Origin of the sequence: Embleya sp. NPDC008237, assembly GCF_042956465.1 — a bacterium.
Classification (GTDB): Bacteria; Actinomycetota; Actinomycetes; order Streptomycetales; family Streptomycetaceae; genus Embleya.
The window spans coordinates 120754-145828 of record NZ_JBIBGL010000002.1 but is presented as its reverse complement, the minus strand read 5'-3'; the positions used below and the strand labels follow the sequence as shown (position 1 = coordinate 145828).

Here is a 25075-nt window from a genome sequence, read left to right as displayed (position 1 = left end):
CGCTATCTCCCTTCTCCGGTCCCCGTTGCCAGGGACCGCTGAACACGGCGGAGGGTGTGCGAATCGGGGTGGCGGATCCGCCAAAGTCCGAGGTGGAACATCGAACGGCCGGTCAGCTCCGCGCCCAGGAAGCGGGGGGCGAGGTCCACGTACAGCTGCGCGAGGTCGTCGTTGCCGTCGGCGTCCGCGAGCCAGCGCTCCAGGAGGTGCCAGGCTCGGGCCGAGGTCTCCTGCTCGCTCAGCGCGTGGCGCCAGAAGTTCGTCAGCAGCTCGCGATGCCCGGTCTGTTTCAGCGCGAGTTCGGCCAGGGCGGGTCGACCGCGCCGGTCGGGGGTTCTGGTGTAGCGGCCGAACGCCAGCATTGCGCGTACCGCATGCCGCGGCAGGTGTGCGTCCTTCGACGTGATCCAGGTGTCGAGGTCCGCGAGCACTTCGTCGACGCGGCCGTTGAGCAGCAGGTATGCCGTCGAGAAGGCGACCGAGGTCCTGGCGGACAGTCCCGGCATCCGGCCGAGTCGGCCGAGTTCGCGCAAGGTGAGCTGAACATCGCGCATTCCCAAGCTCGTTCCGTAGGTGCGGGCCGCGGCGTCCTGCAACCTGGTGTCCGGGCTGCGCGCCCAGTCCTTGACGAGGGTGGCCACACGGACGGCCGACGTGTCGTCCTCGGCGGCAATCTCCATCGCGAGTGCGGCGCACTGCCGGTAGGCACCGGAGGAGTGGCGGGCCCAGAGCCCGACCATCTCGCGGTAGACGAATCCGAAGTCGCGGCGCATGAGCAGGCCGGCGAGGTGGGCAACACGCACGCGGATCCGCTCGAAGTCCAGACTCCTTTGTTCGACGCCGATCAGGAGGTCGAGCCAGGCGAGCAACGGCTGTCGCAGGCTGGGGAATTCGTGCCAGGCGACTTCCAGCACGGCGTGCAGGAGTTCTTCGTGCACGAGCAGGGCGCGACGCGGGTTGTCGTCCGGTTCGACTCCCGCGAGAGATTCGGAGGCGCGCATCTCGCGGGGTATGAGCCGGTTGAGGTCCCGCTCGAACACGTGGTTGAGGGGGGCGGTTTCGCGTACCTCGAAGTACGGCAGGACGGTGCGGCCGAGCAGGTCGCCGGCTTCGATGGCGTCCGACAGCGGGTGGCCGTGGAAGAGCGCGTACGCGATGCGCAAGGCCTGCCGGTGCGGGTCGTCGAGGATGGGGTCGCCTTCGCGTGCCTCGTCGGGGCCGAGGAGCTTCCTGGCGAGTGCGGGCAGGTGGTCGCGCCAGCGACCGATGATGCGGGCCTCTCCGTCGGCGTCCGCGCCGTGGATGTTCTCGGCCAGGAGACGGGCCAGGTGCACGACGCGTTCGACGGATCGGGCCATGTCGAGGGCATGTTGGATCTGTGCGCCTTCGAGCACACGGGTGACGTACGCGCGGGTGGTCGCGGGGTCGCACCGTTCGTGTGTCCCCTCCTGCGGGACGCAGTCGGCGATGTGCGAAGTGAGTTGCGCGTGCAGGTGTACTGCGAGCACGGCCCTGCGGTCGGCGCCGGCGTGCTCGAACACGTGGGGCGTGGGCGGGTCGCTGGGGAACGTCTCGGGTCCGCCGATCAGGACGAGGAACTTGCCGGCGGAACGCGCGAGTTGCGCGAGGGTGTCGAGGGCCTGGGCCGTGACGGGGTGGGGGCCGACGTCCAGCAGGTAGCCGTCGTATTTCGGGGCGTTCGCGAGCAGCTCGTCGGCTTGGTCGCACACGGCCCGTACAAGGTCCGGTCCCTCGCGGTGGAGGGTGCCGAGAGCATATCGGTGGCAGTGCTTCACGAGCAGGACCGCCGCCGTCGCGCGTCGACCGCTGCCGACGCGCCCGGCGAGTGCCACGATGTGGACCTCCTCCAGGTGTGCGGCCATCCGTCCGTGGTCGGCGACGGGCTCGTACAGGTCGATCACGGCGTCCTCGGTGAAAGGGATGACCCGGACCTCGGTGAGGGCTTCTCCGTCGCCGTTGGCGAACACGTTCTCGACGTAGAAGGCCGTGCCGTTCGTGCCGGAACTGAACGCGGCGCGCTTGATCTTCTGAAGCCCGTGCCGCTCGTGCGCGTCCTGGCTCTCGGCGAAGTCGGCGGGCCGCTCGACCCTGCGTCGCGTGGGCGACCCGGTGCCGGCGGCCTCGGGTCGGACGGGCGGAGCGTCGGCCGCGGGGGCGGCGGGTCCCTGAGGTGCGGCGGGCGTCTCGGTGCCGGCCCGTTCGTCGTTCGGCGGGCCTTCCTCACTCGCCTCTCGTGGTGTGCCCACGGTGTCGACGCCTTCCTCGCCACCGGGGGTTTCGGCGCCCTCCGGGCCGGCCTGCTCAGTCATCGCGGTTCTTCTTCCGCCTCGGGGCGGGATTCTCCACGTACGAGGCCTTCGGCCCCACGGCGCTGCGGGTGAACGTGCCGCCGTAGTTCCCTCCGCCTCGATCGTCCGGGGGGCCGCCTCCGGTCTTTTCCTGGGTCGTTTCGGGGGCGGGCGGAATGTGGCGCGCCACCTCTTCGACGATCCAGTCCAGATCGCGATGCATATAGGGGGTGCGCAGCACGATCTGCTGTCGACTCGAGAGGTCCGAGATATCCGGCGGGAGATCGCCGACGGCGGGCAGTCGGGCGTTGTCCAGCAATACCGGGATGACGACTTTTCGCCAGCTCAGCGCGCAGCGGATCTCTTCGAGCACGTAGTCGCCGTCGACGTCGATCCTGCGCCTGCCGTCCGGGGTTTCGATGTCGAGCCACCTCTCGCCGATCAGCACCAGGAGCACCGTGCTGTTCTCCAGCCTGCGGCGGAGCTCCGGCGGGAAGTCGGTCCCGGAGGTCATACTGCGGCGGTCTCGGAATACGTTGTCGTCACCGAAGACTCGGCGCAGCTTGTCGTCGACGTGCGAGGCGGTGGCGTCACCGTCTCCGGTTCGATAGTTGATGAATACGCCGGGCATGAGGAATCGACTCTCGCTTCCGTTTTTGGCATTCCGCCTTGCGACATCGACCGGTTCCTCGGCGCGGCGGGAGATGCGTTGGAATATGGGCTCGGGAAAGCCGGAGAGGTGAGCGTTTCAGTATTCGCGTGGCGGGTCAACGAGTTTCCTGCGCCCTTTTCTCCGGGAAACGGAACACTCGCTCGGGTTACCGATTACGTGTTCGACTGGGGGTGGTATCCGCCGACACGCATCGCGGCGGCGATCCGCGAGACCGTGAGCCGGGCGACCTCGTCGCGCGGCCAACGGCCGAGGGTGTGGTTCAGCCGATGCAGGTCGGCGCGGACGGTGGCGGAGTCCACGATCGTGACCGACGACGTGACCATGTCGGCGATCGCGCAGGCCCGTTCCAGTTCTCCGGAGCGTGCAAGGGCCACCGCAAGGCGTGCGCCGCACCGCGCCCTGGCTCGCAGCGCCTGCGGGGGGATCGCGTCGAGCCCACCCTCCAGTGCACGCACCGCGGCGGCGTCACGCCCCAGGTCGTGCAGGCACCAGCCGGACACGAAGGCCGCGTTGCGCGCCAAGTAGACGCTGCCCAGGGCCGGTTCGCCTCCGGCATCACCCGCGGCGAGCGCCTGGGCCATCAACTCCCGAGAGCGTTCCAGGGCCGCCATGCAGGCCCGGTCGTCGCGCAACAGGGCGTGGCCCTGCGCCTCCCGCTGCGCGGCGAGGCCGCGGATGCGCGGACTGTGCGAGCGGGCGGCGGCCCCGCGGGCCAGCTCCAGGAGCGAGTACGCGTCGCCCCGGTACAAGGCGACCTCCGCCCTTCTGATGAGGGTGTACACGGCCAGTTCCGTGTCTCCGGCGGCCTCGGCCAGCGTTGCGGCCTGGTCCGTCCACCACAGCGAAGCCACGTCGTTGCCGGCTTCCTGGGTCATCCAGCCGGTGTACTCGGCGAAGCGGGCCGCCAACGCGAGGGTCGCGTCGCGGTCCGCGCCGCGTGTCGATCGCGCGATACCCCGCAGAGCGTTGGTCGCGGCGACGACGAGTTGGGCGACCACCGCGGGCCCGAGCAACTGCCCGAGCGCGCGGTATTCGTCGAGCAGGCGATGGAAATGCGGCAGGGAGAGTCCGCACCGGCCACCGGGATATGCGACGGGCGGGCCTTTCCAGGTCATCACCGCGGGTTTGACGAGGGAGGATTCCCGCGGCCCGTCGTCGAGCGCGATGAACTCGTTGCCGCCGTCCGGGGAGAGGTGCAACGTCCATGGCACGGCCCACGAGGACGTGATGTCGGGTGGCGCCGGCTCGGCGGGTGGTTTCGGCGCGATCAATCGACTCAGTTCACCGTGCGCATTCAGAGCCGCATCGCACACATGAGCGAGTTCCGGGCTGGGATTCTTCAATCCTCGCTCGACCTTGCTTATATGACTTTGTGAGAAGTTGATCGTTTCTGCAAAGGATCTGAGAGATAACCGCGCCTCGGACCTTCGGCGGCGCAGTTCGTCTCCGAATCGCGCCGATGTCCATCCCACCACACACCCCCGCCGACTACCGCCTGGGACCCGGCGTGCGACCTGCCCGTCTTCGCCCGCGTACTGTCGGATAGACAGATTACACACGAGCGGACTTCCCAGTGTCGAAAAGCGGAAGTGACAAAGTGCGTTCCGGTCGGCGGAGCCGGTGGACGCGCCGGAAAGGGTGGCGCTCCGCCATGGCAGGCGATGCGGATCGGGTGTGGTTTTCGAATCCGCTCGGTTTCGATTCCGCAGGATCGCTTCAAAATTCGACGGCGTGACCGTCGAAGTCCCCTATGCGGACCGCCTGCTGGACCCGGGCCGGGCTGCGGAGCGCACCCGGGCGCAACGTCGACTTCTGTGGGTCGCCACCACCCGCGCACGCGCCTTGGTCCTTTTCGTCCGCCCGACAAGCAGCAAGGGACCTCCGACACCCATCAGGTCACGCGTCGGTGATGCGGGCGGCCCACTTCTTCAGCCGGTCACGCATGTGGGTGCTCTGTTTCTCGTTCACTCCGTACACCGCGTATTCGCGGTCCGGCCAGCGGTCGACGGCTTGGAGGGCCAGGGCGAAGTAGGCGCGGTCGAAGCCGGGGTCGTGTTCTTCGGCGAGTTCGAGCAGGCGATTCGGGGTGTAGCGGCCGGAGTCGAGGGCCGCGTCGACGTCCAGGTAGTCGCGTGGGGCGCCTCGGCCGAACAGTGCCGTGACCTTGTTGGCGACCGCGTCGTCGGGGTGCAGGACGGGGCCGATGTCGAGTCGTACCGGCGGGTGGGATCGCCAGTCGCAGCCCATCTCGACCTTGGCCGCGCGTCCCGCCTCGTCGATCACCGCGAAGCGGGCGAAGACTTCCCCGAGGGGTTCGACGTCGACCGTGAGGCCGTCGGTCCGGTAGGCCGCGGCCACGCGATCGACCGCTTCGGCGAACGCCGCGGGGTCGGTGATGTCGGTGAACAGGTCGACGTCGTCCGAGATGCGTTCAAGGAAGCCGTGGGCCTGGAGCGCGTAGCCGCCCGCCAGGGCGAAGCCGTAGGAGGCTGCGGCGGCGAGGCCGACGCGGGCGAGCCTGGCGTGCAGGGGATACATGGCCGGAATGCTATGCGGCGACGGGGACCAGGTCCGGGAACCTCGACTCCCACATCACCCGCAGGCGACGCGGCAACCACAGCCGCGGCCACACCCGCGCCAGCAGGTCCCCGTTCACGTGACGACCGAGTTCCTCGGCATGCATCGCCTCACGCAGCACCGTCTCGTACAGCAGACGCACATCGGCGTCGTCCGCCAGATCGTACGACTGTTTCGGGGTCCAATCCAAGGATGTGGGCAACGCGACGACACCCTCGGCCGGGCCGGCCAACTCCGCGAAGGTGTCCGGCACGGCATACGGCCGGACATCCGCGTACCGCACACGAGGGCCCATCCCTTCAGTATGCCAACGGGCGCCCGAGAGACCCTGCGGATCCTCCGGTGCGTCCGGATGCTCGGCGGGCGGGGTCTCGGCAGATATCCGCAGATATCTCCGCGGCAGTCGTTTGCCGGAAATCGGGAACGCGGAATTCAATCGATGTTTTGCCGCGGCTCCATGCGGTCCGTGAATTCTGGCACCGATCGCCGGCGGACTCGGCGGGCCGGCCGGGGGTCGAACGTCGATTACGCTCCCGCTGAGACCGTGGCACGGATGAAAAGGTCCGTCAAGTATTCGGTCGAGTTCGCGGGGCCTGTCCCGTCGACGAGACAGATGGAAGATCGCCGACGGTGCCGTTCCGTCGTGCCGATTGATCGATCACGATCGGTTCACTACCGTGGTCAATCGACATTGGATAGCGTCGGCACTACGTACATGAAGCCACTGCGGCAACGCGGTGACCTCGGGAAACACCGCCTGCACCACCGCAACGACCGGACCGCGTCGGATTCTCCGGACGGCATTTACAAGAGGGCGCCGGCCTCGCGGTTCGCGGTGGTGGCAAGTGGTGCCATCATCGCATCGTTTCGCCTGCGGGCCTGCGACTTCCGAATCTCGGACACCGTGCCGGCGGCGTGTTCGAGGTGCTTCGGGAAGAGTTTGTCGAGATGCGGTTCCGAGTGCCTGCGTGAGCACGTCGTCGCGGAATTGCGCGTGCGATCGCTTCGGAAACCGCAGAACTCACGAGCCGGACTGTCCTGGCGCTGTGCGCCGGGCCGGTCGCAGGCAATAAACGCGAAGGGAAAACAGTGACACTGTTGCGCGACCGGCTCACCGAGGCTCACCTCGCCGAACAGCGGCGCTACTGGCTCGACCGGCTCGACAACCTTCCGGTATTGCGGCTGCCGACCGACCGGCCGCGGCCGACGACGGCCGGCACGGCGAGCGCCGCCGTCGAGTTCCGGGTGCGGGCGGAGGTCGTCGAGGCCCTGGACGATGTGGCCGGCAAAGTCGGCGGGACGCTGTTCACCGCCCTGCTCTCCGGCTCCCAGGTGCTCTTCTCCCGCTACGGCAGGCAGCAGGACATTCCTGTGGCCACCGTGGCGAGCGGCCGCACGCTCGACGAACCGGACACCCGTTTCGTCAATGTCGTCGTCCTGCGGTCGACGATCCTGCCGGACGAGCCGTTCACCCGGCTGATCGAGCGAAACGCCCCGATCGTCGAAGACGCGGTGGCCAACGCGGACCTGCCCTTTTCCGGACTTGCGGACCCGCCGGGCCCCCGCGGCGCCGATACCGGCTCTCCCCTGCCTCGGGTGCTGCTGGTGCTGCGAGACGAGCACCCCGGCACCGTCGAGGTGCCTCAGCCGTTCGACCTCACCATCGACTGCCGGTCGACCGATACGGGTGAGCTGCTCGGCACCGTCACCTACGATCCGGGGTTGTTCGAGGCGACCACCGTCCAGCGGCTGGCCCGGCACCTGGTGGGGCTGCTGACGGCCGCCGTGCGTCATCCGGAGCGCCCGGTGGGTGACCTTCCGCTGCCGGACGAGCGGGAGCGGCACACCCTGCTCGGCGAGTGGGGCGTCAACCAGGTGGAGTTGCGGGCATGGCCGTGCGTGCACGAGTTGGTCGCCGAGCGCGCCGAGGCGAAGCCCGACGCGGTCGCGGTCGTCGCCGGCACGGACACCGTGACGTATGGGCAGTTGCACACCAGGGCCAACCGACTCGCCAACCTGCTGGTGTCCGCCGGGGTTCGGCGCGGTGATGTCGTCGCCGTGTGCCTGCCGCGCGGCCCGGAGCTGGTCACCGCACTGCTTGCGGTCCTTCGCGCCGGCTGCGCCTACCTGCCGTTGGACCCCGGATACCCGACCGAGCGGCTGAACTTCATGCTCGCCGACGCCGACGTGGCGGTGTGCGTGACGGAAAGCGCGCTGGTGGGCAAACTACGAGAGGCCACCGACGCGGACTTCGTCGCGATCGACGAACAGGAACACAACCTGGCCGCGCAGCCCACCGCGCCGCCGGCCATCCCGGTCTCCGGGCGGGACGGGGCGTACGTGATCTACACCTCGGGCTCGACCGGCCGACCGAAGGGGACGGTGGTCGAGCACCGTTCGATCACCAGACTGCTCTGCGAGGCGGACTACATCCCGCTGCGGTCCGATGACGTCGTCGCCCAGGGCGCCGACGCGACGTTCGACGCGGCGACCTTCGAGATCTGGGGGCCACTGGTCGCGGGTGCTCGGATGGTGGTCATCGACAAGAACACGATGCTCGACCCCAAGGCGCTGACGGACGCGCTGACTCGGCATCACATCAGCACGCTCGTGCTCACGACGGCGGTGTTCAACCAGGTCGTCGCCGCGCAGCCGGATGCGTTCAGGACGCTGCGCCACCTGCTCTTCGGTGGTGAGGCGGTCAATCCGGACCGGGTGGCGCAGGCATTGGCGGCGGGTCCACCGCAGCGCCTGATCCACTGCTACGGGCCCACCGAGACGACCACCTTCGCCACGTGGCACCTGGTGGAGCGGATCGAGGAGCACCGCACGGTGCCCATCGGGCGTCCGGTCGTGAACACCGGCGTTCACGTGCTCGATGAACGGCTGAACCCGGTACCGGTGGGTGTGGTCGGCGAGTTGTTCATCGGCGGGCCGGGGGTCGCGCGAGGTTACCTGGCTCGTCCGGGCCTGACCGCGGAACGCTTCCTGCCCGACATCTTCGGCACGACACCCGGAGATCGGCTGTATCGCACCGGTGACCTGGTGCGCTGGTCGGCGGAGGGCGTGCTGGAGTACGTCGGCCGGATCGACCGCCAGGTCAAGGTCCGCGGCTTCCGGATCGAGCCGAACGAGATCGAACTCGTGCTCCAGCAACACCCGGACGTCGAAGCGGCCGTGGTCGTCGTGCGCGACGACGGTGAGCACAAGCGCCTGGTCGGTTACGTTCGCCCCGAGCCGGAACGCCGGCCCGAGCCGGCCGTGCTGCGGGACTTCGTCGGAGACCGACTCCCGGAGTTCATGGTGCCCGCGGTCGTCGTGCTGCTCGCCGAGTTCCCGCTCACCCCGAGCGGAAAGGTCGACCGCGCCGCGCTGCCGGCCCCGGAGCGTATCGCCGACGCCGAGGACTACGTCGCGCCTCGAACAGACGACGAGCGGGTGCTTGCCGAGGTCTGGGCCGATGTGCTCGACATCGATCGCGTCGGGGTGACCGACAACTTCTACGAACTCGGTGGCGACTCCATCCTCGGGATCAAGGTCGTCGCCAAGGCTCGGGCCGCGGGTGTGTCGATCTCGGCCAAGGCCCTGTTCCGCCTGCAGACCATCGCGGCGCTGAGCGACGAAGCGGCGGCCGCCGCACCTGTTGACCAATCCTGCTGATCCACATTCGCGGAGGGCATTGTGCGCACCCAAAGACCCGGCCTGAAGGGTCGTCTGGTCCCCGAGAACCGCTACCTGTGGCGTGCGCGGCGACCCGAGGCACGGCACCGGATCGTCTGCTTCCCCCATGCGGGCGGGGGCGCCAACGCGTACTCGAACTGGGCGCGCGCGTTGCCGCAGGACATCGAATTGGCGGCCGTGCAACTGCCGGGCCGGCAGAACCGGATCGCCGAGGAGCCGGCGACCGACGTCGGTCGACTCGTGAAGGAGATCGTCGCGGACCTGCGCCCCGTGCTCACCGGGCCGTTCGCCTTCTTCGGGCATTCGTGCGGATCGATGCTGGCCTTCGAGGTGGCGAGGGCGCTGCAGATGCAGGGCGGCCCCTGCCCCACCCGGCTGTTCGTGTCCGCGCAGTCCACACCCGAAGTGATCTGGGCCGGGCCCAAGTTGCACGACCTCCCCGAGCGCGAGTTCCACGCCGCCGTGCTCAGCCTCGGCGGATTCGACGAGGAGGTGAGCGCGGATCAGGAGGTCATGGACGAGCTGGTACCGGTCGTCCTCGCCGACTTCCAGCTCTGGGAGCGCCACCGCGTCGCCACCGTGCCCACCTTGGACAGCCCGATCACCGCGCTCGTCGGGAAGTCCGACTGGCGGGCCCCGCTGGAAACCGTTGTGGGGTGGAGCGAGTACACCTCGGCGTCGTTCACGACCGAACTCTTCCCCGGCGGTCACTTCTACCTGACCGAAGAAGGCAACGACGTCCCCGGGTTCGTCGGCCGGACCCTGCTGGGGACATAGCGCCGCTGCCGCACCAACCGACGAAGACGCTGCACGGGCGACTTGCCCGTGCAGCGTCTTCGTCGGGTGTCACGAGTGTGTGCTCAGCCGAGCGTGGCGGTGTCCCGCAACAACTCCCCGCTCAAAGCACTCGGAGCGCTCGGAACGCTCGAAGCAATCGGAGCGCTCGGAGCACTCCGGCGCAGCAGCGGTGCGATCGATCGGGCCAACTCCAGTCCCTGGCCGCGGTTCAGGCGCGGGTCGCAGGCCGTCTCGTACCGCAGGTGCAGATCCCGCTCCTGCACAGGGGTGTGTTCGTCCACGCATTCGGTCACGTTGCGGCTGGTCAACTCCAGGTGCAGGCCGCCCGGGTGGGTACCCATCGCCCGGTGGACCTCGATGAACCCTTGCACCTCCGCCCGGATCGCCTCGAACCGACGAGTCTTGGTGCCGTCCGCGGTCGCGAAGGTGTTGCCGTGCATCGGATCGCACACCCAGATCGCCGGCGAGTCCCGAGTGATTACCTCGTCGACGAGCGCGGGCAGCCGGTCGTGCACCGTATCCGCGCCCAGGCGGGTGATGAACGTCAGCCGGCCCGGCTCCCTGTGCGGGTCGATCAGTTCGATCAGTTCCGCGATATCCGCGCGGGTCGTGGTCGGCCCGATCTTGACCGCCACCGGGTTGTGCACGCCGGCCGCGAAGGCCACGTGTGGCCCGTCGAGTCGTCGCGTGCGCTCGCCGATCCACAGCAGGTGACCGGACAGGCCGTATGTCCGCCCGGAAGCCGGGTCGACCCTGGTGAGCGCGGTCTCGTAGGGCAGCAGCAACGCTTCGTGGCTGGTGAAGAAGTCGCCGCCGAGGTCGGTGAACAGGGTGTGGCTCCTGGTGCGAAGCCGCCGGATGTCGGACAGGACGCGGTCCGCGGCCCGGTACGCGGCGAGCAGACGCTGTGGATTCGCGGTACGCGCCTCGGTGTCGAAACGCAGCTCGTTCACCGCGTCGCCCCGATAGACGGGCACCACCCGATCGCCCCTGGTCTCGGTGCCCATCGAGCGCGGTTTCGCGTATTGGCCGGCGATCCTGCCGAGGGTGAGGGTCGGCAGCCCGGACTCCGAGGTCAGCACCGCCGCCATGTCCGCGAGGCAGCGCAGCTTGTCTCGTGTCGGCTCGATCAGCGGCCCCGCGAACAACTCCGCGCAGTCGCCGCCCTGGAGCAGGAACGCCTCACCGCGGGCCACCGCGGCCAGGCGCAGCCGGAGCTCGTCGCAGTCACCGGGTGAAACCAGCGCAGGCAGACTGCCCAATGCACGTACCACATCGGCCAGTTCGTCGATATCACGCCAGTTCGGCTGCTGGTTCTCGACCGGCAGATGCAGCGCATCGACCCCGCTGAGCGCGGTGTTCGTCGCGGCGGTCACGACCGGCAGGCCCGCAGGACGGCGGCCGCGACCTCGTCGCCGCTGTCCCCGAAGTGGGAGCGGTACACCCCCGCGATGTCGGCTTCCCGGCCGGAGTCGAACTTCGGCCCGTCCGCCTGCCGGCGAGCCTGCTGGATGCGCTGGGACACTTCACGACGCATCCGCAACAGGCTGATGATGCCCAGGTCGAGATTGTCGATGTCGGTACGCGCTTCTCTTGTGGACAGTCGGATGTCCACGTCCGCCAGGGATTCGGTCTCTGAGACCAACACGCCTTGCCCCCTTGTGTCGTGCCGTTGCCGCAGGTCGGATGTGTGCACGGTGTTCGCTCAGGGTTTCAGCAGCAGCTTGCCGATGGTGCGGCGCTGCTCGATGTCCGCCTGCGCGATACCGGCGTCGGCCAGTGGATAAAGTCGTCCGATGTGGACGCTGAGGTTGTCCCGGCGTAGCCAGGAGAACACCGCGGCGCCGCGAGACCGCAGTTCCTCGGGGGTCGCGATGAAGTCCGGAAGGTAGGGGCGGGTCAATTTGATCGAGCCGCGTGTGCCGGTGCTCAGGTCGATGGGCGGTATCTTGCCGCCGGACTGTCCGTAGAGGACGAAGGTGCCCCGTGGACGCAGCGAGGCGATGCTTCCCTCGAAGGTCGTCTTGCCGACCGCGTCGTAGACGACGTCCACGCCACCGCCGCCGGTGAGCCTACCGACCTCGGCTGCGAAGTCGACCTTCGTGTAACGGATGACCTCGTGCGCCCCCGCCTGGCGCGCCGCCTCCTCCTTCGCCGCGCTGGACACGGTTCCGATGACGCGGACGCCGAGCGAGCGCAACACCTGGGTGAGCAGCAGCCCGACACCGCCCGCCGCGGCGTGCACCAAAGCCGTCTCCCCCGCGCGTACGGGGTGGCTGTCCCGGGTGAGCACGTGGACCGTCAGGCCCTGCAACAGCACCGCGGCGGCCTGTTCGGCGCTCACCCCCTCGGGCACCCGCACGACCCGGTCGGCGGGTAGTACCACCTGTTCCGCGTAGGCGCCGGGCATCGGCACGTCCGCCGTTGCCACCACGTCACCGACCGACAGGTCGGTGACGTCGGCCCCGACGGCGGCCACGGTCCCCGCCACCTCACGTCCGGGGACGTAGGGCAGCTCACGCGGGTACAGGCCGCTTCGTTCGTAGGTCTCGTGGTAGTTGACGCCGATGGCGGCGACGTCGACGAGCACGTCGCCCGGACCGGCGACCGGCGTTGCCCACTCGGTCGGTGTCAGTACCTCGGGACCGCCATGGCGGTATACCGCGACCGCACGCATTGCGGCCTCCTTATCGGGTGTCGGGGCTAGATGGTGCCGACCTCGTCGATGATGTTCGGCAGCCGCTCGCCGGCCCGGATGCGCCGCAGAACGTCCTGCTCGGTGCATCCGGTGGTCGCGGCCGCGGCCAGCACCTCGTGCAGGCGTGCCGCCGGCACCACCACCGTGCCGTTGCCGTCGGAGAACACCCAGTCCCCCGTGTGCACCGGCACGTGGTCGACCAGGCAGGTGCCACCGACCGACTCGACGCGGTACGCGCCTTGGGTGTCGGTCGGGACGAAGTTGCTCGCGACGACGGGACGGGTGCTCTGCTCGACGACGTCTCGGTCGCGGATGGCGCCGCCCAACACGATCCCCTCGAAGCGCAGTTGTTCGAGCAGATAGGTCGTGGACAGGCCGCCCGCGAGCGCGGCGTCGGTGATCAGTGGCCCGGAGCCCGCGACGTAGACCATGCCTCGGCCGTCGACGACCTCGGGTACCAGGAAGTCGCGGACCTCCTGCCATGTGCTCGGAGAGGCGGCCACGATGCTCGGGCCCTTGCGCACCATCACCCAGCAGACGGTGTACGCGGCGCCGAAGAACAACCGGTCGTCGCCCGAGACGCGGTGCAGCCGCGAGTCCAGCACCCGGTTGGTGATTCCCAGCCCGTCGAGCACGTCCGCGATCGTGGCGGTGGAGATGCCGTGCTCCTGCACCGCCTTCGCGATCAGGGCGTGGGTTTCGCCGTGCGGCGCCTCGGCGTCGGTGTCGGGCCGCCGGTCGTCGATGCCCGCCGTCACAGCGCGGTTCCGTGCGGCACGTGGATGCTGAAGCCCATCCGCACCGGGCCGAAGTCTTCGAGGATCTCGAGGTTGTTCGCCTCGGCGGCGACACTGGTGGTGATGCACGCGTCCGCCGAGCCGCCGGCACACTCCAGCGCGGCGGCGGCGTTGCTTGTCACGAGCCGGATGTCGTAGCCGCGGCCCTCGAGGAGGTTGACCGGCGCGGGGTGGCTCAGCACTTTCTGCACCGGACCGTGATCGCGCCCGGCGAGAACCATCGGATGGGTCGGCATCATGAAGCATTCGTGCAACGACATCGACTTGAGGTTCCGGAAGACGATCTCGTTCAGCTTCGGGTAGACGACACAACCGAGCAGTACGCTGTCCGCCGGGTTCGACATAACGCCGTCGAGTGCCTCTTCCAGAGTCTCGTAGAGAACGACGTCGCCTTGTTTGTGGTTGTTCTGTTCCAGGTAGTACTGTGCGGCCGCTTCGCAGTTCGTGCCTGTCGGCCCCAGCGTGTGGACCTGCAGGCGGCGGTTATTCGTGGACACGAATGTTCCCTTCACTTCAGAGTCGGTAATCCTCGCGCACCGGGTGGAAGATATCGATTCCCCGGGCGGCCGTTCGCGCATGTGCCGCGTGTTCGGCACCGCCGGGGATGACCACGGATTCGCCCGCCTCCAGCACGACGACTTCGCCGTCGACCGTCACCTCGAACAGACCCTCGAGGCAGTGCACGATCTGCTCGTGCGGGTGCTGGTGGGGCGGCACGTCGCCGCCCTGGTCGAACTGCCACAGGGTGACCGTCATCGTGTCGCCGTGGATGAATTCCAGGCGCGCCTTCGGGAACATGTCGGCGATCACCGAGGTGCCCGAACGGTGCTTCTTCGCTGCCATTTTATTACTCCCGTGGGTCGTCGAGGTGCGATGCGCTCGAAATGCGTGAGGGAAAGTGCGGCCCGATGTGGTTCGGGAATTTCCGATCGGGTGTGTCTCCCGCGGATTTACCAGGAGAGCGTACCGTCGGGTGTCCCGGCGACAGGACAAGGCAAGCCCCTTGCGGTGGACTGTTCGCTATCGGAAGGCTGCCGGCGTGCATTCCTTGACAGCTTGAGCAGTCGTGTTCGTACGCTGGTCGAATCGGATTCGGCGGTCAATTTGCACTGTTTTGAGTTCGCTACTCCGCCAGACCATGACCGGGAATCTGCGGAGCCCGTCGCACGGCAACGTCTAGGAGGAACCGTGGGGGATGGGAACGTGGGACGACCGGGCACCGATGCCGACGGTGGCGCACGATCTTTTCCGGAATTGTTCGACCTTCGGGTGACGACGTCACCCGATGCGACGGCCGTGGAGTACGGCTCCACGTCATTGACCTACCGGGAGCTGGACGAACGAGCCGAACAGGTGGCGCGTGGACTGCTCGCCGCCGGCGTGCGGGCCGAATCCATCGTGGCGATCGCCCTGCGCAGATCGGTGGACTGGGTGACCGCGCTGCTGGGGACGTTGCGCGCGGGCGCGGCATATCTGCCCCTGGACACCGCGCACCCGGCCGAGCGCCTGGCGTACATGGTCGACGAGTCCGGATGCGCGCTGGTATTGACGGACAAGTCCGTCCACCCGGAGCTGCCCGATCTGGCGGTGCCGACCCTCGGGCTCGACGAGCTCGACGAGCTCGACGGAAACACCCCGATGCCGGCCTTCCCGAGGCCGGCGCAGAGCGCCTACGTCATCTACACCTCGGGTTCCACCGGCCGACCGAAAGGCGTGGCGGTCACCCACGGTGGACTCGCCGATTTGGCCGCCTCACACACCGACCGACTCGGCGTCGCCCAAGGCAGCCGGGTACTCCAGTTCGCCTCCCCGGGGTTCGACGCCTCCGTGTGGGAGTTGTGCATGGCTCTGCTCTCCGGCGCGACGCTGGTACTGGCGGACGACGCGGATCTGGCTCCGGGCCGCCCGCTCGCCGAGACCCTGACGCACCGCCGGATCACCCACGTGACGCTGCCGCCGCCGGTGCTGGCCACGCTCCCGGCCCAAGCGATGCCCGACGTCGAGTACCTGGTGGTCGCCGGGGACGCGACCACGCCCAATCTCGTCGAAGCCTGGGCCGGCGACCGGAAGATGATCAACGCCTACGGGCCCACCGAGACCACCGTGTGCGCCACCATGAGCGACCCGCTGGTCGCCGACGGCCGAATGCCGACCATCGGCCGTGCCATCACGGGCGCGCGGGTGCACGTCCTGGACACCGCGCTGCGCCCGGTCCCGCCGGACACCGTGGGCGAGTTGTACGTGTCCGGCCTCTTGCTGGCCCGCGGCTACCTGGGCAACCCGGGCGAGACCGCGGCCCGGTTCGTCCCGGACGTGTCGGGGCCGGCCGGCGCCCGGATGTACCGCACCGGGGACCTGGTGGCCCGGTCGGCGGACGGCACGCTCGTGTTCCACGGCCGGGCCGACACCCAGGTCAAGATCCACGGCGTGCGCATCGAGACCCACGAAGTGGCGGCCGTTGTGGCCGCGCATCCCGGCGTCGCGGACGCGGTGGTCGTCGCCCGCGAGACCCGATCGAGCAAACAACTCGTCGCGTACGTCGTCCCGAAGGAGCGAGCGGAGCGCTCCGACGGCGTGTCGAGCGACTCCTACGGCGCCCTCGCGTTGGAGCCCGCCTTCTCGGTCGGCGACCTGCGCGCGTTCGCGGCACGGCTCCTGCCCTCCCCGATGGTGCCGGCGGCGTTCGTGCCGCTGGACCGGATTCCCCTCACTCCCAATGGCAAGCCCGATCTCGCGGCGCTGCCGGCACCCCGGCTGCGGCAGGTGGCATACCAGGCGCCGCGTGACGAGACGGAGGCGGCACTCGCGCAGCGATTCGCCGAGGTGCTCGGGCTCGAAGAGGTGGGCGTCGACGACGACTTCTTCGCCATCGGTGGCGACAGCATCCAGTCGATCCAGGTGGTTTCCCGGCTGCGCGAGGGTGGCATTCACCTCAGCGCCCGGGATGTCTTCGAGCTGCGGACGGTGGCCGCCCTGGCCGAGCTCGCGACAACGCGCTCGGCGGCGGCGCCGGCCGACGCGTTGCACGAGTTCGAGGGTGGCGGCATCGGGTCGATGCCGTTGCTGCCGGTCGCGCGGTGGATTCGGGACTGGGGCCCGGCATTCGACCGCTTCGCGCAGGCAATGGTGGTGTCCCTGCCAAAGGGGATCGACGAGGCCGGTGTGACCGCGACCCTGCAGGCCGTGGTCGATCACCACGACATGCTGCGGGCCCGCCTGGTGGGAGACGAGATCGTGGTGGCGCCCGCCGGTACGGTCTCGGTTGCCGTCGACCGGGTCGACGGCATCGACGAGGCCGACCCGTCCTGGCACCCCTCCCTGGCAGGGGAGTTGGACAGGGCGACGATGAGCCTGGATCCGTCCTCGGGGGCGCTCGCCCGCTTCGTCCGGTTCGACGGCCGAACGGACAAGCTGCTCGTGGTCTTGCACCACCTTGTCGTCGACGGTGTGTCCTGGCGAGTCCTGCAGTCCGACCTCGCCGAAGCGTGGGCCGCCATCCGCGCCGGACACGAACCGCGGTTGCCCGTGGTGCGCACCTCGATGCGCAGGTGGGCACACGCGTTGACCGACGAGGCGCGCAATCCGCGCCGACTGGCCGAACTGCCGCTGTGGCGTTCGATCCTGGCCGGGCCGGACCCACTGCTGGGTACCCGCCGACTGGACCCGTCGACCGATGTGGTCGCCACCGTGATCGACGTCCCGGTGACCGTGCCGGTGCCGATCACCGAGGCGCTGCTGACCACGGTGCCGTCGGTGTTCCGCGGCGAGGTGATGGACGGTCTGCTCGCCGCGCTGGCACTGGCGCTGACCGCTCGGCGTCGAGCCGGAGGCGATGCCGAGTCGTCGGTGTTGATCCGGTTGGAGGGACACGGCCGGGAGGAGGGCGCGGCGCCGGGAGCCGACCTGTCCCGGACGGTGGGGTGGTTCACCACCGTGTACCCGATTCGTCTCGATCTCGCCGACATCGACGTCGCCGACGCGCTCGCGGGCGGCCCGGCCGCGGGCCGGGCCGTGATGCTGGCCAAGCAGCGCCTGCGTGCGGTCCCCGACAAGGGCATCGGGTACGGACTGCTGCGCCACCTCAACGACGACACCGCGGCGGTGCTGCGGGAGTATCCGATGGCCCAGGTGGGCTTCAACTACCTCGGCCGCTTCGCTCCGCCGGACACCGGTGCCTGGAGCCGGGTCGACGTCCCCCAGCTCGCGCAGCTGGACGCCGGTCAGGACCCGAGGATGCCCGCGCCGGCCGAGTTGGACATCAACGCGAGCCTCGTGGACACGGAGCAGGGACCGCAGTTGCGCGCGGTGTTCGCCGCACCCTCGGGTGTGCTGACCCGCGAGGAGTTGGCGGAGATCGCGCACTTGTGGAGTACCGCGCTTGCGGGAGTCGCCCGACACGCGGCCACCCCGGGCGTGCACGGGTTGATGCCCTCGGACGTACCGCTGGTGTCGGTCACGCAGGCCGACCTGAACGAGTGGGCCGAACGACACCCGAACCTGGTCGACGTCTGGCCGTTGACGCCGCTGCAGTCGGGTCTGCTGTTCCACAGCATGGTGGTCGACTCCGGCTTCGACGCCTACCAGGTGCAGTACGTCCTCAGGTTGCTGGGGCCGATCGACGCGGCGCGAATGCGCACGGCCGGGCAGCGACTGCTGGCACGGCATCCGGGCCTGCGATCGGTCTTCGCCCCCGACGGCCGCGGGGAGATGGTCCAGCTCATCCTCGCGGACGCCGAACTGCCCTGGCGTGTGGTCGATTTCGGTGACCTGGACGAGAGCGCGCGAACGACCGCGTTCGAGCGCCTGCTCGCCGACGACCTGCGGGAACACTTCGATCCCGTGGTGCCTCCGATGGTGCGGATGACACTCGTGCACAGCGCACCGGAAGTGGCGGACCTGGTCCTGACCGCACACCACGCGATCGTCGACGGGTGGTCGATTCCGCTGATCGTGCGGGAGTTGCTGCTGCACTACGGTGCCCGGTCCGCACCACTGCCGAGGGCACGTGGCCAGCGGGACTTCCTCGAATGGCGTGTGGAGCGCGACCCGAACGAGTCGGCGGCCGCGTGGGCGCGTGAACTCGACGGCGTCGACGGGCCGACGCTGATCGACGACGGACGCCACACCGACGGCGGCGAGGGAATCGGGCAGGTGGACGCGGCGCTGACCGCGGCGGAGTCCGAGGCGATCGCCGCGTGTGCCGCGCTGCTGGGGGTGACGGTGAACACCCTGGTCCAGACGGCGTGGGCGTTGCTGCTGTCCAGGTTGACCGGTCGACGCGACGTGCTGTTCGGAGCCGTCGTCTCCGGACGCCCGCCCGCGGTACCCGGCGTGGACGCGATCGTGGGCATGCTCCTCAACACGGTTCCGGTACGCCTGGACTGCGATCCCGCCCGCACACTCGCCGAACTGGTCGTCGACCTGCAACACAGGCAGGCCACGCTGCTCGACCATCACCACCACGGACTCAGCGAGTTGCACCAGGCGTCCGGCGTGCCGGCGTTGTTCGACACGGTGGTCGGTTTCCAGTCGTTCCCGCTGGACCGGACCGGCATCGCCGCCGCGGGTCACGCGGCCGGGCTGCAGGTGGTGGGGATCCGCTCCTTCACGGTGAGCCACTACCCGCTGGCCCTGATGGTGTTCGCCGAGCCGGACAGCCCGCTGCGCCCGTGCGTGCAGTATCGGCGGGACCTGTTCGACCGGGCCGCGGCGGCCGACATCGCGGCCAGGTTCGCGTTGATACTGCGCCGGATCGCGCAGGACCCGATGCTGCGCGCCGGTGCGGTGGATGCCCTCTTCCCGGCCGAGCGCACGATCGTGGTCGCCGCGGATACCCCACCCCCCTCGCAGACGGTCCTCTCCCTGCTCGACGTACGGGCGTCGCTGACACCGGACGCCGTCGCGGTGCGGTCCGTCGAGGAGTCGCTGAGCTACCGGGAACTCGACCGCAGGGCCGCGGCGCTGGCGCGGGTGTTGACCGACCGTGGCGTGGTTCGGGAAACCACGGTCTCGGTTCGCTTGCCGGCCTCGTCGGCTGTGGTGATCGCGCTGGTCGCGGTGCTGCGCGCGGGCGGCTGTCTGGTGGCCCCGGACGACGACGCGGACGTGGTGCTCACCGACCTGCCCGCGCCGGCGGCCGGAGCGGGTGCGCCGAAGTCGGTGCACCCGGGGCAGATCGCCGCGCTGCTGCCGACGTGGGGATACCCCGACGGTCGCCGGACTGTCGCGCTGGGCCACGCGGCACTCGCCGCGCGGGTCCGAAACGCCGTGACGCGAGCGAGTCTGCGGACCGACTTCACCGGCGACTTCGGCCTGTGGCTGGTCGATGTGCTCGGTGCGGTGTGCGTCGGCGGCGGCGTCGAGATCGCCGCCGACCCCGAGGTGCCGCGTGACCCGAAGCCGGCAACCGCCGGGTACGCCGCGAGTGAGACCGGCTCGACGAACTCGCTCTCCCCGCATTCCGGTGACGGGGTGCCCGGTGACGTACCGCCGATCCCACCGCTGCCGGATGTAGGGCTCTACGTGCTCGACAACACCCTCCACCCCGCGCCACCGGGAGCCGTCGGCGAACTGTACGTCGCCGGCCCGACGCTCGGCTTCGGCTATCGGGGCCGGCCCGCGACAACCGCGCGGTGGTTCGTCCCGGACCCGTTCCGTGCGGGCGCGGCTCGCATGTTCCGCACCGGCGAGCTGGTGCGTCGAGGGCCGAACGGTGCCCTGGAGCACGTCGGCCGTGCCGACGGACAGGTCACGGTGCGCGGCGTACGGATCAGCCTGCCCGCAGTCGAATCGGCGCTGGCCGAGCACCCGGAGGTGGTCGAGGTCGCCGCGGTGGCGGGGCTCGAATCCGATCTCCCGCAGGTGAGCGCGTACGTGGTGGGTACCGGTGTGGACGCCGGGGAACTGGCCGCGTTCGCCGCCGATCGGTTGCCGCGCTGCATGGTCCCGGACGCCGTCGTTCCGCTGACCTACATCCCTCGCCTGCCGAACGGCAGGGTCGACGTGCCCGCGTTGCCTTCGGCGGAGGCGACCGAGCGTGTGCGCCGCGAGCCGCGCGACCGGCACGAGGAAGTGTTGTGCGCGTTGTTCGCGGAGGTACTCGAGGTCGACGACGTCGACATCGACGACGACTTCTTCGAACTGGGCGGGACGTCGCTGATGGCGACCCGGCTCAGCAGCCGGATCCGCAAGGAATTCGGCGTCGCCGTCTCGATCCGGACCATCTTCCAAGCCTCCGCGATCGTCGACCTGGCGCGCGCGGTCAAGGCGGCCGGTGAGTCCACCAGACCAGGTCTGCGACGGATGGACAGGAGCGCCCGGTCGTGATCCCGTTGTCGTTCGCTCAGCGCCGGTGGTGGTTCCTCGACGGGTTCGAGGGCCCGTCGGCGACCTGCGCCGTGCCCGTTCGCCTCGACCTTGCGGGACGTCTCGACGTCCCGGCGCTGCGTGCCGCCCTGCACGATGTCGTCGTCAGGCACGAGAGCCTGCGCACCCTGATCGTGCGGGACGACGACGGTGTGCCGCACCAGGACGTGCTTGCCGCCGATCGGGTGGTGCTGGACGTGCCCGTGGTCGAGGTGGCCGAACCGGACCTGGAGGCGGCGCTCCGGTCGGCCGCCGAGCAGGGACCGGACATCGCGGCGCACCTTCCACTGCGGGCGACGCTGCTGCGCGTGCGCCCGGACCTGCACGTGCTGGTGCTGTCGATCCATCACATCGCCTTCGACGGCGAGTCGATGACACCGCTGGCCCGTGATCTGGCCGCCGCGTACACCGCGCGGGTCCGGGCCGAAGCCCCGAACCGGCCGGAGCCTTCCGTCCGATACGTCGACTACACGCTGTGGCAACGGGAGTTGCTGGGGGACGCGAGCGATCCGACCGCTCTCCTGTCGAAGCAGACCGAGTACTGGCGCCGGGAGCTGGCCGGTCTTTCCCAGCCGACCAGGCTTCCGCTCGACCGGCCCCGGCCGCCGAAACCCGGCCACCGCGGCGACGTCGCCGACGGCTCGCTGGACCGCGCCGAACTCGCGGCGGTCCGGGCACTGGCCAGGGCGCACGGGGTGACCGTGCCCATCGTGATGCAGGCCGGCGTGGTGGCGCTGCTGCGGCACCTCGCCTCGGGTACCGACATCGCGATCGGGTCGACGATCACCGGGCGCACCGACGAGCAACTCGACGAGGCGATAGGTGCGTTCACCAACACCTGGGTGTTGCGGGCCGATCTGTCCGGCGACCCGTCGTTCGGCGACCTGCTGGAGTCGGTCAGGGACAAGGCCCTGGGCGCGTACGACAACCGGGACGCATCCTTCGAGCACCTCCTGGTCGAACTCGTCGACTCGGAGCGGCCCACCGCGTATCACCCGCTGTTCCAGGTGATGTTCACCTGGAGGGACGACTTCGCGATCGACATCGAGCTGCCGGACCTGACCGCGCGAATGGAAGTGCTCGACAACCGGACGGCGCGGTTCGATCTGGAGTTCACCCTCTTCCCCGACCCGGAAACCGGGGGACTCCGCTGCCGCCTCGGGTATGCCACCGATCTGTTCGACCCCGCGACGGCGGCCGGCATCGTGGCGCGATACCTGCGCCTGGTGCGGCAGCTGACCAAGGACTCGGACCTGCCGGTGGCCCAGGCGGACATCCTGACCGCCGTCGAACGCGACCTGCTGCTCGCGCGGTTCGCGGGCACCACGTCCGCCGCGCCCGCTCTCACCGTCCCCGGCCTGGTCGACGCGCAGGCCGACACGGATCCCGATGTGGTGGCCGTGATCAGTGAGGGTGTTTCGCTCACCTATGGTGAACTGCGTTCGCGGGCGAACCGGGTGGCGAACGCGTTGGCCGGCCGAGGCATCGGGCCGGAGGATTTGGTGGGCATCGCGTTGCCGCGAACGGCCGAACTCGTGGTCGGCATGCTCGGCATCCTCAAGTCCGGGGCCGCCTACGTGCCCTTCGATCCGCAGTACCCGAGCAGACGATCGGGCGCGGTACTCACCGACGCCCGGCCGCGGTTGGTGCTCACCGACCGGGCGACCGCGTCGGTGCTGCCTGCGGACGTCCCGGTGATGCTGCTCGATCGCGACGTCGACGCCGCGGACGATCGTACGATCGACGCGGCCGCCCCGGACAACGCCGCGTACGTCATGTTCACGTCCGGGTCGACCGGCCCGCCCAAGGGTGTGGTGATCACGCACGCCGGGGTGGTCAACGGCGTCCGAGGGCTCGCGGACGTCATCGGCATGCGCGCGGGGTCACGGGTACTCGCCGCGACCTCGGTCGACTTCGACGTGTCCGTGTTCGAGATCATCACCCCGCTCTCCGTCGGCGGCTGCGTGGAGATCGTCCGCGACGGACTCGTCATCGCAGAGCGCGGCGGTTGGTCCGGCGACGTCGTCAGCATCGTGCCGTCGGTCCTGGCTGAGGTCCTCGACCGGTTGCCCGACGGCATCGACGCGCCGACCATCGTGTCGGCCGGTGAGGCGCTGCCGACTTCGCTGGTGCACCGCGTGCGCGCCGTGGCCCCCCGGGTGCGGGTGATCAACGCGTACGGGCAGACCGAGAGCTTCTACGCCACGACGTTCACCGCGGTCGGCGAGCCGGCCGAGCGGCCCGCCGTCCCGATCGGGTCACCCTTGGCCAATATGCGGTGCTACGTCCTCGGCCCGGGGCTGCGGCCGGTGCCCTCGGGCGTCGTCGGTGAGCTCTACGTCGCGGGACTCGTCGGCCGCGGCTACCACGGCCGCCGCGGCCCGACCGCCTCCCGGTTCGTGGCCGACCCGTTCGGTCCGGCCGGTGCGCGGATGTACCGGACCGGCGACCTCGTCCGGGCCGGCCACGACGGTGTCCACGAGTACGTCGGTCGCGACGACGCCCAGGTCAAGATCCGCGGCGTGCGCATCGAGACGGGCGAGGTCGAGGCCGCACTCACCACCCACCCCGGGGTGGCGCAGGCCGTGGTCACGGCCCACGACGGTGAGTCCGGCCGGCGCCTCGTCGGTTACGTCGTCCCGGTGGCCGCCGGCGATCCGGGGTTCGGCGACACGGAAGGCATCCGCGACCCGAGCGTGGATTCGACGGCCTCGCTCTCCGCGAGTGACCTGCTCAGGTTCACCGCCGAGTGGTTGCCCGAGTTCATGGTCCCGTCGGACTTCGTCCTGCTGAACCGTCTTCCGTTGGCTCCGAACGGCAAGCTCGATCGGGCGGCCCTGCCGGAGCCCGAGTTCGACTGCGCCCGCACCGCTGGGGGTTCGCGATGAACGACACATACGACGTCGTCGTGGTGGGTGCCCGCGTCGCCGGATCTCCCACCGCCATGCACTTCGCGCGTGCCGGATACCGGGTCCTGCTCCTGGAACGCGGGCGTTTTCCCCGCGACACACTGTCCACTTTGCTCATCCACCAGCCCGGGGTCGCGCTGCTCAAGCGGTGGAACGTGCTGCCCGGTGTGGTCGCCACCGGATGCCCGCCGATCGACCGGGTCAGCTACACCGTGGCGGATGTCCGACTGGACGGGTCCTCCTGGGCCGTCGACGGGGTGCGGACCGCGTTCGCACCCCGTCGGTATCTCCTCGACTCGCTCCTGGCGCAGGCCGCGGTCGACGCGGGCGCCGAGTTCCGCGACGAGTCCACCGTGCTCGACCTGACGTTCGACGGTGACCGGGTGACCGGGGTGCGCGTGCGGTCGGGCCGAACCGAGTACACGGTGCGTGCCGGTTTGGTCGTCGGCGCGGACGGGATGCGGTCCACGGTGGCCGCCAAGGTCGGCGCGCCGATCGAGATCGAAGACCCCAAGCTGACATGTGCCTACTACACGTACTGGTCGGACCTGCCGCAGCGGTTCCGGTTGCACGAGGCGCCGGGCAGTTGGGTGGGGACCATCCCCACCAACGACGGCGCGACTCTGGTGGGTGCGTATTTCCCCCAGGACCGGTTCGGGCAGTTGCGCGGAGACGGTCTCGGGGCGTTGCTCACCGCCGTGCAACAGACCGCGCCGGAGCTGCGTGAGCAGATGTCCGGCGGCCGTGCGCTCGAGCGCCTGTACGGCACGGGCGACCAGCTCAACTTCTTCCGCAGGGCCGCCGGACCGGGATGGGTGCTGGTGGGAGATGCCGGGCATCACAAGGATTCCATCACCGCACGCGGCATCACCGATGCCTTCCGCCAGGTTCAGCTCCTCGTCGACTGCGTCGGCGACGGGTTGCACGACCCGCGGCGACTCGGTCGCGCGCTGGGCAGGTTTGCCGCGGAGCGCGACGACATGCTCGTCACCGACTACCGCAACACACTCAAAACCGCCGCCCTGGCGGCCGGCAAGCACCAGATCGAGCTGCTCCGGGTGATCGCGGGCAGCGCCGAACTCACCGATCGCTACTTCTCGGCGATGTCGGGCGCCTGTCCGGCGGACGAGTTCGTCACACCCGAACTGCTGGACCTGCTCGCGTCGACGTGACGGGGCACGGCGGCCGCCGGCTGCCGGCCACGGTCGTCGGGATGTGAAGAAGGTGAGGGCGGCGGGACTCACCGCCCGAGAGCCGCCGCGAAGCCG

The 25075-nt window shown here is 69.6% G+C and carries 16 protein-coding genes; 5 read left to right on the top strand and 11 right to left on the bottom strand.

Going from position 1 to position 25075, the window contains the following annotated elements; genetic code table 11:
• Positions 1–2: 2 nt before the first annotated feature.
• The 5 genes from ACFZBU_RS03965 to ACFZBU_RS03945 form a co-directional block, all read right to left on the bottom strand.
• Complete coding sequence (locus ACFZBU_RS03965) at positions 3–2330, bottom strand: hypothetical protein (protein ID WP_391581889.1); 2328 nt, start codon at positions 2328–2330, stop codon at positions 3–5.
• A complete protein-coding gene (locus ACFZBU_RS03960) occupies positions 2323–2940 on the bottom strand; it encodes a toll/interleukin-1 receptor domain-containing protein (protein WP_391581888.1) in 618 nt (205 codons plus the stop codon). Before ACFZBU_RS03960 ends, ACFZBU_RS03965 begins: the two co-directional genes overlap by 8 nt.
• A gap of 194 nt (positions 2941–3134) precedes the next feature.
• On the bottom strand, positions 3135–4454 hold the full coding sequence (locus tag ACFZBU_RS03955; RefSeq protein ID WP_391581887.1) for a helix-turn-helix domain-containing protein: 1320 nt from the start codon (positions 4452–4454) through the stop codon (positions 3135–3137).
• Between the two features lie 424 nt (positions 4455–4878).
• Positions 4879–5520, bottom strand: coding sequence for a nucleotidyl transferase AbiEii/AbiGii toxin family protein (locus ACFZBU_RS03950; protein ID WP_391581886.1), 642 nt, complete (start codon positions 5518–5520; stop codon positions 4879–4881).
• Between the two features lie 10 nt (positions 5521–5530).
• A complete protein-coding gene (locus ACFZBU_RS03945) occupies positions 5531–5854 on the bottom strand; it encodes a hypothetical protein (RefSeq protein ID WP_391581885.1) in 324 nt (107 codons plus the stop codon).
• Positions 5855–6648: 794 nt separating this feature from the next.
• Here ACFZBU_RS03945 and ACFZBU_RS03940 point away from each other — a divergent pair.
• Both ACFZBU_RS03940 and ACFZBU_RS03935 read left to right on the top strand, forming a co-directional pair.
• Positions 6649–9219, top strand: a complete 2571-nt coding sequence (locus ACFZBU_RS03940) for an amino acid adenylation domain-containing protein (protein WP_391581884.1) — start codon at positions 6649–6651, stop codon at positions 9217–9219.
• A gap of 21 nt (positions 9220–9240) precedes the next feature.
• Entirely contained in the window at positions 9241–10017 is a 777-nt protein-coding gene (locus tag ACFZBU_RS03935; protein WP_391581883.1) for a thioesterase II family protein, read from the top strand.
• A gap of 83 nt (positions 10018–10100) precedes the next feature.
• On the opposite strand, the gene ACFZBU_RS03930 is transcribed toward ACFZBU_RS03935, so the two are convergent.
• The 6 genes from ACFZBU_RS03930 to ACFZBU_RS03905 are packed head-to-tail and all read right to left on the bottom strand — an operon-like array spanning position 10101 to position 14376.
• Positions 10101–11414 carry a 3-deoxy-7-phosphoheptulonate synthase gene (locus ACFZBU_RS03930; RefSeq protein ID WP_391581882.1) on the bottom strand — a complete coding sequence of 438 codons (1314 nt, stop codon included), beginning with the start codon at positions 11412–11414 and terminating at the stop codon, positions 10101–10103.
• On the bottom strand, positions 11411–11686 hold the full coding sequence (locus ACFZBU_RS03925; protein WP_391581881.1) for a chorismate mutase: 276 nt from the start codon (positions 11684–11686) through the stop codon (positions 11411–11413). Before ACFZBU_RS03925 ends, ACFZBU_RS03930 begins: the two co-directional genes overlap by 4 nt.
• Positions 11687–11743: 57 nt before the next feature.
• Positions 11744–12715 (bottom strand): quinone oxidoreductase family protein, encoded by a 972-nt coding sequence (locus ACFZBU_RS03920; RefSeq protein ID WP_391581880.1) that lies wholly within the window; start codon positions 12713–12715, stop codon positions 11744–11746.
• Between the two features lie 26 nt (positions 12716–12741).
• Positions 12742–13494, bottom strand: coding sequence for a hypothetical protein (locus ACFZBU_RS03915; protein ID WP_391581879.1), 753 nt, complete (start codon positions 13492–13494; stop codon positions 12742–12744).
• Entirely contained in the window at positions 13491–14030 is a 540-nt protein-coding gene (locus tag ACFZBU_RS03910) for a prephenate dehydratase domain-containing protein (RefSeq protein ID WP_391581878.1), read from the bottom strand. Before ACFZBU_RS03910 ends, ACFZBU_RS03915 begins: the two co-directional genes overlap by 4 nt.
• A 16-nt stretch (positions 14031–14046) precedes the next feature.
• Entirely contained in the window at positions 14047–14376 is a 330-nt protein-coding gene (locus tag ACFZBU_RS03905; protein ID WP_391581877.1) for a cupin domain-containing protein, read from the bottom strand.
• Positions 14377–14802: 426 nt separating this feature from the next.
• On the opposite strand from ACFZBU_RS03905, the gene ACFZBU_RS03900 reads away from it, so the two are divergent.
• From ACFZBU_RS03900 to ACFZBU_RS03890, 3 genes are read left to right on the top strand one after another with little or no spacing between them, the layout of a single operon-like run.
• Complete coding sequence (locus ACFZBU_RS03900) at positions 14803–20859, top strand: amino acid adenylation domain-containing protein (RefSeq protein WP_391581876.1); 6057 nt, start codon at positions 14803–14805, stop codon at positions 20857–20859.
• On the top strand, positions 20856–23786 hold the full coding sequence (locus tag ACFZBU_RS03895; protein ID WP_391581875.1) for an amino acid adenylation domain-containing protein: 2931 nt from the start codon (positions 20856–20858) through the stop codon (positions 23784–23786). Before ACFZBU_RS03900 ends, ACFZBU_RS03895 begins: the two co-directional genes overlap by 4 nt.
• Positions 23783–24979, top strand: coding sequence for an NAD(P)/FAD-dependent oxidoreductase (locus ACFZBU_RS03890; protein WP_391581874.1), 1197 nt, complete (start codon positions 23783–23785; stop codon positions 24977–24979). The genes ACFZBU_RS03895 and ACFZBU_RS03890 overlap by 4 nt, the downstream gene beginning before the upstream one ends.
• The last annotated feature ends 96 nt before the right edge of the window (positions 24980–25075 follow it).

Bases quoted from the DNA above. Each gene is read 5' to 3' on its own strand.
- ACFZBU_RS03965 (WP_391581889.1), bottom strand. From the start codon at position 2,330: ATGACTGAGCAGGCCGGCCCGGAGGGCGCCGAAACCCCCGGTGGCGAG.
- ACFZBU_RS03960 (WP_391581888.1), bottom strand. From the start codon at position 2,940: ATGCCCGGCGTATTCATCAACTATCGAACCGGAGACGGTGACGCCACC.
- ACFZBU_RS03950 (WP_391581886.1), bottom strand. From the start codon at position 5,520: ATGTATCCCCTGCACGCCAGGCTCGCCCGCGTCGGCCTCGCCGCCGCA.
- ACFZBU_RS03945 (WP_391581885.1), bottom strand. From the start codon at position 5,854: ATGGGCCCTCGTGTGCGGTACGCGGATGTCCGGCCGTATGCCGTGCCG.
- ACFZBU_RS03920 (WP_391581880.1), bottom strand. From the start codon at position 12,715: ATGCGTGCGGTCGCGGTATACCGCCATGGCGGTCCCGAGGTACTGACA.
- ACFZBU_RS03905 (WP_391581877.1), bottom strand. From the start codon at position 14,376: ATGGCAGCGAAGAAGCACCGTTCGGGCACCTCGGTGATCGCCGACATG.
- ACFZBU_RS03890 (WP_391581874.1), top strand. From the start codon at position 23,783: ATGAACGACACATACGACGTCGTCGTGGTGGGTGCCCGCGTCGCCGGA.